Annotated in this window: 10 protein-coding genes; 6 read left to right on the forward strand and 4 right to left on the reverse strand. The window is 72.3% G+C overall.

Annotation, left to right across the window (positions count from 1 at the left end):
- The first annotated feature begins 24 nt into the window (after positions 1-24).
- From CRP52_RS27430 to CRP52_RS27450, 5 genes are all read left to right on the forward strand, one after another.
- Positions 25-2,595 carry an Hsp70 family protein gene (locus tag CRP52_RS27430; RefSeq protein WP_097238833.1) on the forward strand — a complete coding sequence of 857 codons (2,571 nt, stop codon included), beginning with the start codon at positions 25-27 and terminating at the stop codon, positions 2,593-2,595.
- Positions 2,592-2,909 carry a hypothetical protein gene (locus CRP52_RS27435; protein WP_097238834.1) on the forward strand — a complete coding sequence of 106 codons (318 nt, stop codon included), beginning with the start codon at positions 2,592-2,594 and terminating at the stop codon, positions 2,907-2,909. The genes CRP52_RS27430 and CRP52_RS27435 overlap by 4 nt, the downstream gene beginning before the upstream one ends.
- A gap of 93 nt (positions 2,910-3,002) precedes the next feature.
- Entirely contained in the window at positions 3,003-3,242 is a 240-nt protein-coding gene (locus CRP52_RS27440) for a chaplin (protein ID WP_097238835.1), read from the forward strand.
- Positions 3,243-3,393: 151 nt separating this feature from the next.
- Positions 3,394-5,037 (forward strand): AMP-binding protein, encoded by a 1,644-nt coding sequence (locus CRP52_RS27445; RefSeq protein ID WP_097238836.1) that lies wholly within the window; start codon positions 3,394-3,396, stop codon positions 5,035-5,037.
- Complete coding sequence (locus CRP52_RS27450; protein WP_218893120.1) at positions 5,034-6,290, forward strand: APC family permease; 1,257 nt, start codon at positions 5,034-5,036, stop codon at positions 6,288-6,290. The genes CRP52_RS27445 and CRP52_RS27450 overlap by 4 nt, the downstream gene beginning before the upstream one ends.
- 66 nt (positions 6,291-6,356) lie before the next feature.
- Here the strand turns inward: CRP52_RS27450 and CRP52_RS27455 are convergent, their stop codons facing one another.
- On the reverse strand, positions 6,357-6,758 hold the full coding sequence (locus CRP52_RS27455; protein ID WP_097238838.1) for a YccF domain-containing protein: 402 nt from the start codon (positions 6,756-6,758) through the stop codon (positions 6,357-6,359).
- A gap of 400 nt (positions 6,759-7,158) precedes the next feature.
- Here CRP52_RS27455 and CRP52_RS27460 point away from each other — a divergent pair, with 400 nt between their 5' ends.
- Complete coding sequence (locus CRP52_RS27460) at positions 7,159-7,905, forward strand: hypothetical protein (RefSeq protein WP_097238839.1); 747 nt, start codon at positions 7,159-7,161, stop codon at positions 7,903-7,905.
- Positions 7,906-8,335: 430 nt separating this feature from the next.
- On the opposite strand, the gene CRP52_RS38495 is transcribed toward CRP52_RS27460, so the two are convergent.
- From CRP52_RS38495 to CRP52_RS27475, 3 genes are all read right to left on the reverse strand, one after another.
- Entirely contained in the window at positions 8,336-9,583 is a 1,248-nt protein-coding gene (locus tag CRP52_RS38495; protein WP_179852935.1) for an ATP-grasp domain-containing protein, read from the reverse strand.
- A gap of 11 nt (positions 9,584-9,594) precedes the next feature.
- Positions 9,595-10,773, reverse strand: coding sequence for a hypothetical protein (locus CRP52_RS38500; RefSeq protein WP_179852936.1), 1,179 nt, complete (start codon positions 10,771-10,773; stop codon positions 9,595-9,597).
- Between the two features lie 121 nt (positions 10,774-10,894).
- Complete coding sequence (locus tag CRP52_RS27475; RefSeq protein ID WP_097238842.1) at positions 10,895-11,734, reverse strand: oxidoreductase; 840 nt, start codon at positions 11,732-11,734, stop codon at positions 10,895-10,897.
- Positions 11,735-11,805: the final 71 nt, after the last annotated feature.

Below are 11,805 nucleotides of genomic sequence, written 5' to 3' on the forward strand. Positions count from 1 at the left end.
CACGAGGGGCAAGAGGGGAACGACATGTACCGCACACTCGGCATCGACCTGGGCACCACCAACTCCGTGGTCGCCCACCTGCGCCGGGGCGAGCCGGAGATCATCTTCAACCGGCAGAACCAGGAGGCCACGCCCTCCGTGGTCGGCAGCGGCCGCAAGGGCGAGCTGCTGGTGGGCTCCACCGCGCGCAGCCGGATCGCCATCGACGGCGCCAACGTGATCCGCTCGGTGAAGCGCTTCATGGGCCGCAAGTTCAAGGACCCGCAGGTCCAGGCAGCCCTCAAGGAGGTCGACTACAAGGTCACCGCGGGCACCGACGGCGACGTCAACGTCTGGTTCAACGGCCGCTCCTACACGCCGATCGAGATCTCCGCGATCATCCTGCACCGGCTCAAGGAGGACGCCGAGCAGCGCTTCGGCGAGCCCTTCCACCGGGCCGTGATCACCGTGCCCGCCTACTTCGGCGAGCGGCAGGTCGCGGCGACCCAGGAGGCGGGCCGGATGGCCGGCCTGCACGTGCTGCGGATCATCAACGAGCCGACCGCCGCCGCGCTCGCGTACGGGATCACCTCCGAGGCGGGCGACGAGGGCCGCACCGTCCTGGTCTACGACCTCGGCGGCGGCACCTTCGACATCTCCATCCTGCTGCTGGTGCCCGGTTCGGTGTCGGTGCTCGGCATCGAGGGCGACAACCTGCTCGGCGGCGACGACTTCGACCGGGCGATCACCACCGCGCTGCTGGAGGACATCCGCGAGGAGTACGGCTCGGACTACCAGCCCGACCTGCGCGACCGCCCGAAGATCGCCTCCACCGCCGAGACCATCAAGATCGAGCTCTCCAACCAGGAGGCCTCCGAGGTGATCCTGCCCGGCCTGGGCGCCGGACAGCTGGTGCTGGAGACGGAGTTCGAGCGCGCCCGCTTCGAGGACCTGATCGAGGCCCGGATCGAGCGCACCATCGAGCTGACCCACAAGGCCATCATGCAGGCCAACCTGACCGTCGGGGACATCGACGAGGTGGTGCTGGTCGGCGGCTCCACCGCGATCCCGCTGGTCGCCCGGCGGCTCGGCGAGGTGTTCGGCCCGCGTCGGATCCGGCGCGGGGTCAACCCGATGCAGTGCGTGGCGCTCGGCGCGGCCGTGCAGTCCGCGCTGGTCGGCGAGGTGGAGTGCCCCGAGTGCCGGGCCCCCGGCGACCTGTCCGCCTCCAACTGCGCCAACTGCGCGACCACCCTGCTGGGCGGGGACCGCGTCCCCTGCCCGACCTGCCACATCCCGGTGGACTCCGAGGCCGCCGACTGCCCCAAGTGCGGTCAGTCCATGGACGGTTCGGGCGGCTCCGGGCCGACCGTCCCGAAGCAGGCGCAGGCCACCACCGTGGTCCGCAGCGACAACTGCCCGCGCTGCGGCACCCCGGCCGCCCCCGGCGTCACCGCCTGCGAACTCTGCGGCGAACCGCTCAACTCGGCCGCCCCGGGCGGGACCAGGGTGTCCTCGACGGCCGCCGAGGACGTCGGTCTGCGCTGCGGTTCCTGCGCGGTGGTCAACCCGCCCGGCACCGAGGTCTGCACCGGCTGCGGCGAGCTGATGCAGGTCACCAACCCCTTCGACATCACCCCGAAGAACCTCGGCATCGAGCTCAACGACGGCCGCCTCGCCGTCATCATCCCCAAGAACACCAGCTACCCGACGAGTTCGCCGGTGAGCCGGGAGTTCGTGGTCTCCGGCAGCGGCCGCCAGCGCCTGGAGATCGCGGTCTACGAGGGAGAGCACGAGATCGCCCAGCAGAACGAGCTCATCGGCCACCTCACCCTGCGCCTGCCCGAGGGCCTGGGCGGCCGCACCCCGGTGGAGGTCTCCTTCGGCCTCGACCGCGACCGCACCATCACCCTGTCCGTACGGATCCAGGGCGGCGCCGAGAAGACCGTCAAGCTGGAGCGGGTCACCCTCGACCCCGAGCTGAAGGTCCAGGTGGAGGAGCAGCAGCGACAGATCGAGTCCTTCACCGACCGCTGGGGCGGCGAGCTGACCGAGGCCGAGATGCGCGAGGCCCAGCGCCTGATGGACACCCTGGACGACCTGGCGGCCGGCCAGACCCGCGGCCGGTCGGTGGACGAGGCGCTGGAGCGGGCCCAGCTGCAGCTCAAGGCTCAGCGCTGGGTGCGCGGCTCGGAGGCGTACCTGAGCCTGTTCATCCACTACTGCGAGAAGCACCTGGACCCGAGCGACCTGGACCGGCTCCGCTCGGTCTCCGCCGAGCTGCGGCTGCGCCGCGAGGCGGCCGACTGGGAGGGCGCGATGCGCGCCGCCCAGCGGGCGGACGAGCTCTGCGACTCGCTCGGGCACACCATGCGGATGCTGACCATGTGCAACGTGTACGTGACCCAGAACATGGTCTCGCCCGCCCTGGCGCAGCTGATCATGGCCGAGCTGCGCGGCCTGGACGCCGCCGTGGAGGCGCCCAACATGGAGGAGGTCAACAGGCACATGTCGAACCTGCTGGCGCTGTACGCGCAGGCGCAGCGGGAGCTCGGCAGCGAGCCGACCGCGGAGTCGCTCGGCCCGGTGCGCCCGGAGGAGGCGGGGCCGCGATGAGCACCCTGACCGAGCCGGAGGTCTCCTGCCCGCTGTGCCGGGTCGCGGCGGACCGCCAGAGCCTGTGCTGCCCCTCCTGCCGGGAGGACCTGTCGGTGCTGTTCCGGCTGCGTTACGCCGCTCGGATCGACTACAACCGGGCGCTGGACGCCCTGGAGGCCGGGGACGCGGCCGCCGCGCGGTGTCGGTTGCGCGGGGCGCTGGAGGCCGAGCCGGGCCTGAACCAGGCGCGTGAGCTGCTGGAATCACTCAGCGTGGCCGGTTCCGGCGGGGTCGCGGCGGCGGGACGGGAGAGCGACACGCCCTCTGAGTGACCAATTCGGACGCTCCCGGCCTGCGGTCGGTTTCGATCGGTGCGAGTGTGATCGTCACACGGAGTTCCGCCACCCTCTCAAGGAGTGACGCAAATGCGTATTCGCACCTACCTCGCCGCCACGGCCGTCGCCGCGGTGTGCGTCGTTGCCGGTGCCGGTACCGCCGCCGCCGGCAGTGCCACCGCCAACGGTGTTGCCGCCGGCTCGCCGGGTGTCCTGTCCGGCAACCTGATCCAGATCCCGATCAACGCCGAGCTCAACGTCTGCGGCAACTCGATCGGCATCATCTCGATCCTGAACCCGGCCTTCGGCAACACCTGCATCAACGCCTGACCCCAGCGCCGGGGCCGTCCGTCGGAGACGACGGGCGGCCCCGGTGTCGTGCTCGTGCCTGGCCCCGGTACCCCCGTTCGGGGGTGGCGGTACGGCCGCGGGACCGGGACCATGGTCCCCGACCCGCACCGCCGTACCCAGGAGTCAGAACGTGCCGACCACGCCGACCCCGCGCAGCTACGCCTCCGGCGCCTCCGGCGTCCCGCTGCTCGGTGACACCATCGGGGAGAACCTGGACCGCGCGGTCCGCACCTTCCCCGACCGTGACGCCCTGGTCGACCGTCCCACCGCCCGCCGCTGGACGTACGCCGAGCTCGCCGCCGACGTCGACGCCCTGGCCCTGGGCCTGCTGGAGCTCGGCATCGCCAAGGGCGACCGGGTCGGCATCTGGGCGCCGAACTGCGCCGAGTGGACCCTCACCCAGTACGCCACCGCCAAGCTCGGCGCGATCCTGGTCACCGTCAACCCGGCCTACCGCGCCCACGAGCTGGAGTACGTGCTGAACCAGGCCGGGATCCGGCTGCTGGTCGCCGCGGAACGCTTCAAGACCTCCGACTACGCCGCGATGATCGAGGAAGTCCGGCCGCGCTGCCCAGAGTTGGAGCGCGTCCTGCTCACCGGCAGCCCCGCCTGGGAGGAGGCGCTGGCGGCCGGCCGTCGTGCCGACCAGGCGCTGCGCGCGGAATTCGCCCGGCGCCAGGGCGAGTTGGCGCCCGACGACCCGATCAACATCCAGTACACCTCGGGGACCACCGGTTTCCCCAAGGGCGCGACCCTGTCGCACCACAACATCCTCAACAACGGGTACTTCGTCGGCGAGCTGCTCAACTACACCGAGCAGGACCGGATCTGCATCCCGGTGCCGTTCTACCACTGCTTCGGCATGGTGATGGGCAATCTCGCCGCCACCTCCCACGGCGCCTGCGCGGTCATCCCCGCCCCGTCCTTCGACCCCGGTGCCACCCTGGCCGCCGTCGCCGCCGAACGCTGCACCTCGCTGTACGGCGTGCCGACCATGTTCATCGCCGAACTCGCCGACCCCGACTTCGAGCGCCACGACCTCGGCAGCCTGCGCACCGGCATCATGGCCGGTTCGCCCTGCCCGAGCGAGGTGATGAAGGAGGTCATCGAGCGGATGGGCATGGCCGAGGTCTCCATCTGCTACGGCATGACCGAGACCTCGCCGGTCTCCACCCAGACCCGGGTGGACGACCCGGTCGAGCGCCGGGTCTCCACCGTCGGCCGGGTCGGCCCGCACCTGGAGGTCAAGGTCGTCGACCCGGCCACCGGCCGCACCGTGCCGCGCGGCGAACCGGGCGAGCTGTGCACCCGCGGCTACTCCGTGATGCTCGGGTACTGGAACGACCCCGAGCGCACCGCCGAAGCCGTGGACAACGCCCGCTGGATGCACACCGGGGACCTCGCGGTGATGGACGAGGACGGGTACCTCGCCGTCACGGGCCGGATCAAGGACATGGTCATCCGCGGCGGGGAGAACCTCTACCCGCGCGAGATCGAGGAGTTCCTGCACGCCCACCCGGACATCCTCGACGTCCAGGTCATCGGCGTCCCCGACGCCAAGTACGGGGAGGAGCTGATGGCCTGGGTGCGGATGCGGGCGGGCGCCGCGCCACTGACCGCCGAGGCCGTCCGGGAGTACTGCGCGGGCCGGCTCGCCCACTTCAAGATCCCGCGTTACGTGCACGTGGTCGAGGAGTTCCCGATGACGGTCACCGGGAAGATCCGCAAGGTCGAGATGCGCGAGGCGGCGCTGCGGATCCTGGGGCTGCAGTGACGAGTACGGCTCCGGGGGAGCTGCGGCGGCACCTGGGCGTGTTCGACGCCGTGGTGATCGGGCTGGGCTCGATGGTCGGTGCGGGCGTGTTCGCCGCGATGGCGCCGGCGGCGGCCGCCGCCGGGTCCGGGCTGCTGCCAGGGCTGGCGCTGGCCGGCGTGGTGGCGTACTGCAACGCGACCTCCTCCGCCCGGCTCGCCGCCCGCTACCCGCAGTCCGGCGGCACCTACGTCTACGGCCGGGAACGGCTCGGCGCCTTCTGGGGCTACCTCGCCGGGTGGGGCTTCGTCGTCGGCAAGACCGCCTCCTGCGCGGCGATGGCGCTCACCGTCGGCTCCTACCTCTGGCCGGCTCAGGCCCACGCCGTCGCGGTCGCCGCCGTCGTGGCGCTGACGGCGGTGAACTACGCCGGCGTACAGAAGGCCGCCTGGCTGACCAGGGCGATCGTCGCCGTCGTGCTGGCCGTGCTCGCCGCCGTGGTCGTCACCTGTCTGACCAGCGGCGACGCCGACACCGGCCGCTGGGCGGTCGGCACCGACGCCGGCCCGCACGGCGTGCTGCAGGCCGCCGGGCTGCTGTTCTTCGCCTTCGCCGGCTACGCCCGGATCGCCACCCTCGGCGAGGAGGTCCGCGACCCGCGGCGGACGATCCCCCGGGCGATCCCGCTCGCGCTCGGCATCGCCCTGGTCGTCTACACGGCCGTCGCGCTCGCCGCCCTGGCCGTCCTCGGCCCCGAACGCCTCGCCCACGCCGGGGCTCCGCTCGCCGACGCCGTCCGGGCCGCCGGGGCGGCCGGCCTCGTCCCGGTGGTGCGCGCCGGTGCCGCGGTGGCCGCCCTCGGCTCGCTGCTCGCGCTGATCCTGGGCGTCTCCCGGACCACCCTCGCGATGGCCCGCGACCGGCACCTGCCGCACTCGCTCGCCGCCGTCCACCCCCGCTTCGGCGTCCCGCACCGCGCCGAACTGGCCGTCGGCGCGGTGGTCGCCGCGGTCGCGGCCGTCGGTGACGTGCGCGGCGCGATCGGCTTCTCCTCCTTCGGCGTGCTCGCCTACTACGCGGTCGCCAACGCCTCCGCCTGGACCCTCACCCGCGCCGAGGGGCGCCCGCCGCGGGCCGTCCCCATCGTCGGTACGGCCGGCTGCCTGGCCCTCGCGTTCGCCCTTCCGGCGACCTCCGTCCTGTGGGGCGCCACGGTGCTCGCCCTCGGCGCCGCCGCGTACGGCCTCCGCCGGGCCCTCGCCCGCCGGGACTGAGCGCACGAACGCCGACGGCCGGCGAGGACCCCGCCCTCGCCGGCCATCGTTGCTCGCGGCGGCCGGCTAGAAGGTGCCCCATTCCTTGTCGGTGGAGACGATCTCGCGGCCCAGCGGTGTGAGGGAGACCGGGATCATCTTGAGGTTGGCCCAGCCGAAGGGGATCCCGATGATCGACAGGAACAGCGGAACGCTGGTGATCAGGTGCGCGAGCGCCAGCCACCAGCCGGCGAAGACCAGCCAGATCACGTTGCCGACGCAGGACGCCGCCCCGGCGTCCGGCCGCTCCACCGCTGCTCGTCCGAACGGCCAGAGGATGAAGCCGGCGATCCGAAACGAAGCAATGCCGAATGGGATGGTGATGATGAGCAGACAGCAGATGATTCCGGCGACCGCGTAGGCAAGAGCCATCCAAATGCCGCAGAAAATCAACCAGATGACATTCAGGATGAATTTCACTGTACTCATTCTTGCTACCTTCTCACGGCCGATGGCATTTGATGACGACCGTGCCATGCCCGCCAGCCGGCGTGTCTACGCCCTTAGGGGTTGTTCCTCAGGGATCGGTGCGGGTTGCGGCCTCGGGCAGGGACTCCTGCGGCTTCAGCGCCCGTGAAGGAGGGCCAGGTGCGCACGGGCAACCCCGCGCGCCGCAAGCACGAACCATCAAGAACATCGTCAGCGGCTGCTCGAACTCGACCCCGCCCTGGTACTGCGCCCGGACGGGGCGCAGGGAGGGGGCACTGCCGAATGACCCGACCGGAACCTCCCCCGTGCGGGCACGCCCGGCCGGCGGCCGGTTACGTCCGGTCGCCTCCCGCCGCGCCCGTCCGCGCCGGCCGGACCCGCCGCGCCCTAGGCTGGGGCCATGATCGAGCTCCCCGGCTTCGCCGTCCTGCTGGCCCGTCTGCTGGACCACCGGGGCCTGGCGCCCGCCGACCTGGCCCGGCGGGCGGAGGCCGCCGAGCCCGAGGTGGCTGCGGTCCTCGCCGGCGCCGCGCCCGGACCCGCGCTGCTGCGCCGGCTCGCGCCCGCCCTCGGCCTGGACGCCGCCGACCTCTTCGAGTTCGCCGCCCTCCCGCTGCCGGAGGACCTCGCCCCGGCCGGTGGCATGGCCACCACCTCGATCACCGGTTTGGTGCGGCTCGTCCTCGCGCTGCCGCCCGCGTCCCGGGCCGAACTCCGCGCCGGCGTCGCCGAGCTGCCGTCCGCACGGCACCGCGGGCGGATCGAGGGCCTGCCCGCCGCCCTCCCGGACCGGCACACGCCGGGGAACCTGCTGATGCGGATGGTCGCCAACCGCAACCTCGGCTGGAACGGCGCGGCGAAGGTCGTCCAGCTACTGACCGGCCGTTCCCGGATGGCCACCGCCTACGGCCGGATCGCGTCCGGCGAGGCCGAGTTGACCCCGGAGCTGGTCGCCGACCTCGCCACCGTGCTGGCCCTGCCCGCGGCGGACCTCGCCGCGGTCCTCGGCCTCCCGCTGCCGGCGGCCGCCCCGGCGCCGGGCGAGGCCGTCACCGACGCCGCCCTGCTGCTCCGGGACCTCCGGCGGCTGGGCGTCGAGCAGTTGCGCGAGGCCGAGGACCTCGCCCGGGCCCTGCCGCCGGCCTGAGCCCCCCGCATCGCGGGTCTCGGTGCCCGACCGTCCCGCGCCGCACTCCCATCGACCGGCCGCGTAGCAGCCGGACGGGGATGCCCACCGCCGCTCCCGCCACCAGCGCGGCGGTCTGCGGCGACCGGTGCAGCGCGGCAGGTCGGGTGCAAGTGCCCTGCAACCGGGCTCCGAAGACTGGGTGTCATGACGTCGAGCAACTCCTCCGATGCCACCGTCCACCTGCACCCGCGATATGGCGATGATCCACCAGGTGTTCCGCCGCGAGTCGCGCCTGCTGGCCGAACTCGTCCGTCCCTGACGCACCGTGCTGCGTGCCTGCCTGTGCAACTACCGCCGCGGTCGACCGCAGCGGCGTGCTGTCCGGCCGCGCGGAGAACGGGCCTTCGAGCCGGCCGTCGGGGTGATGGCGATCTGGACGGCGAACCTGTCAGTCGGCCGCCGGGGCGATCTCGTACATCCCGGGGCCGTCCAGGTAGCGCACCGTGTTGAGGTCGCGCTGCAGGACGGCGTCCACCGGGTGGCTGAGCGTCAGGGTAGCCGGGTATTCGCGATCGTAGGTTGTCGCGGTGATCGCGTCGTCGGGCTTCACCAGCACGGTGAGGGAGCGGAAGCTCGCCAGCTGCTTGAGCTGGTCCAGCGCGCGGTAGCCCCGGAGCCGGCCCGAAGCGGGAGCGACCAGCGCCGCCCAGGCGAACGCGTGCCGCCGCTGGTAGGGCCGGCCCGCCCGGGCGCGGAACCGCTCGGGCCGGACGTAGGCGTCGACGGTCCACTCCAGCTGGCCCTCGCCCAGGACGTCGGCCGTGTAGTACGGCAGCCCCGAAACGCGGGCGCCCACCTCGACCAGCCGTGGGCCGTCCGGAGTCAGCTTGATCTCCAGGTGCGCCGCGCCGTACCGGATGCCGAGGGCGTCCAGCACCCGGCGGCCGTAGCCGAAGAGCTCGCCGACCGGCTGTTCGTCGGAGCGCAGCAGCACCTGCGCGGTCACCAGGTCACGCACCCCGTTGGCCTGGATCCGCTCGGTGCGCCAGGCGTCGGTCAGCTGGTGCACACCCGCGCAACTGACCGTGTTCACGATGTACTCGGCGCCCACCAGGTACTCCTGGGCGACGACCTCGGTGATCGGCTCGCCCAGCACCGTACGGCGGCTGCGCAGCCTGCGCAGCGCGGCGACCGAGTCCTGCGGCAGGTCGCAGAACGACACGCCGGCACCCCAGTAGCCGCGCAGGGGCTTGACGACCACGGTCCCGCCCGCTTTCTCGTGCCAGGCCAGTAGTTCGGCTTCGTCGCCGGTGCGCAGCTGCCGCATGCCGGGGACGCCCTGCGCCTTGATCGTTTCGATCTGCACGTACTTGTCGCGTCGGGCGCTGCTCAGGGCCGTGCCGTTGGAGGCCAGCCCCAGCCGCTCGGAGAGGGCGTCGGCGAGCTCCACGCCGGTCTCGCGACCGGCCACGACCGCGGCCGGCCCCAGCGCGGCCAGCCGCGCGGCCAGGACGTCCAACTCGCCGTCGTGGAGCAGCACATGTGCGAAGGCCCGGTTGTCCACCGGATCGACTCCGACCGGAGGAGCGGGCGAGCTCCGGACCTGGATCACCTCGCCGCCCACCGAGGCGAACGCGCCGGTGAACCCGAAGGACGTGCCGAACGCGTCGACGACCGCGACACGGAATGCTGACATCGGTTGCCTGCCTACTGGTTGGCCGGAGTGGAGCCGGGGCGGGCGAGATCGGCGCGAAGCGCGAGGAGCCGGTACACCGCATTGGTGAGCACGTTCCGGACACTGAACCCCGACGTGCCGGGGTCCCGGCCGTCCAGGATGTCGTGTTCGCCGCCCTGCTCGCGGATGTCGCGACGGGTCAGCCCGGTCCGCTCCCGGAACGCCTCGGGGAGCGCGTGCCGGGTGACGCCCAGGTGCGCCATCCGGAAGTCCACGAACTTGTCGATCACCCTGACCAACCGGTCGCGGCCCGCGGGGTCGAGCACCAGCCGTCCGTCCCGCAGCTGCTGGGACACGTTCGCCCCGCGGATGGAGTCCCCCCGCCACCGCGCGATGACGGGCCGGGACCATGAGGGGAAGTAGGACATCGACTGGTCCAGGAAGATGCCGTACTCCTTCGACGGCGGCAGCAGGGCCAGTTCGAGGAGGTGGACACTGGGCATGAACGCACCGCTCGCGCCGCGCGGGCCGCCGGGATGGCCCATGTGGTAGGGGCGGAACCGGTTGAACGCCTGCTGCGACAGCTTGCGGTACCTGGCCATGTGCCGCGTGAACTCCGCAAGGTACTCGACGACGTCGTCCAGGACCGCGGCCGGTCGGGCGGCGGCCGCCGGCAGGACCAGCGAGCGCAGGCCGTAGGCGGCCGATTTGGCCCATGGTTCGGAGAGGTGGTGGCCGAGGTAGAAGTCCCGTTCGAGCGCGGCGTCCCGGCCTGCGGAGAACACCCGGATGTCCCCGCTGCGCCGGTATTCCTCGCAGTTGACGTCGATCAGGAGTTCATAGCTCAGATGGGGATCCAGGGCGGGGAACCTGGCGCACTGGGCGGATATCAGCTCGGCCAGGGCGCGGGGCGCGGCGTGCGGCCCTGCGGGCGCGTAGCCGCTGAGCAGGAAGAGCAGATCGAGCTGGAGGAGCCGCGCGGTCCGCTCGTCGTCCTCGGAGAGGCACTGCGGAGTGACTTTCCGGAGCATCTGCTCGTACGAGTCGGTGAGTTGATCATATGTCAGGCGTCCTGCCGAGAGGTCGCTGAGGGCGGCGGGAAGGCTGCACAGGACGTAGTCGCGCAGCGGTGAGCCCGCGCGACCGGTGGCGGGAGAAGCGTGCTGCCGGGGGTGGTGTGCGACACCGTCGAAAAGTTGGCTGCTGTTCACGTCTGCTCCTGGTCGGCCGCCGCGACGGCCTGTGACGGCATTGGGGTCGGTGTTGCCCGGAGGCCCGGCTGTCTGCCGGGGCCTGTACCGGTGGCGCCGAGGCCGTGCGGGCACCGGTAGCTCACTGCCCCGCCGGGAAGTCGGCGGCGGCGCTCGCCTCGGCCCACTTCCGCGTCTCCTCCGCGCGCGCCTCACCGGCGGCCAGGGCGACGGTCACGGCCTGGGCGCCGAGCAGTAGCCGGCGCGGCGGGTCGTCGTGGCCGACGACGTCGATGATCACCTGGGCGGCGCGGGCCGGGTCGCCGGGCTGCGTGCCGGTGTTCTCCCGCCGGTACCGGTTCATGGCGCCGACGGTCTCCTCGTAGTCGGGCCCCACCGGGTGCAGCTCCATGGACGAGCCCTGCCAGTCCGTTCGGAAGGCTCCGGGCTCGACGATGACCACCTTCACCCCGAACGGGGCGACCTCGCCGGCCAGTACTTCGGAGAAGCCCTCGACGGCGAATTTCGCGCTCTGGTAGGCGCCCATGCCCGGGGTGCCTCCGACCCGGCCGCCCAGAGACGAGAACTGCACGAACACTCCCGACCGCTGCTCGCGCAGCACCGGCAGCGCGGCCCGGGTGACGTTGACGACCCCGAAGAAGTTCGCCTCGAACTGCTCGCGGAAGTCCTGGTCCGTCATCTCCTCGATCGGGCCGCTGTTGGCGTATCCGGCGTTGTTCACCACCACGTCCAGCCGCCCGAACGCCGTGACCGCGCTGTCCACCGCGGCACGGGCCGCAGCCGCGTCGGTCACATCCAAGGCCGCGGTGCGGACCTGCGCCCCGTAGCGGGAGACCTGGTCCGCCAGCTGCTCCGGTCGCCGAGCCGTCGCCAGGACCTGCTCTCCGTTCTCCAGAACCGCTTCGGTCAGGCGCCGCCCGAAGCCCCGGGACGCGCCGGTGATCAACCACGTGCGAGTCATGTCAAGCCCCTTCTGTCTGTGGTGAGACCATCGGTCATCACTGTCCCGTGCGGTGAATCCGTCGCACATCC

The sequence above is a fragment of the Streptomyces sp. 1331.2 genome (genome assembly GCF_900199205.1).
Lineage (GTDB): Bacteria > Actinomycetota > Actinomycetes > Streptomycetales > Streptomycetaceae > Kitasatospora.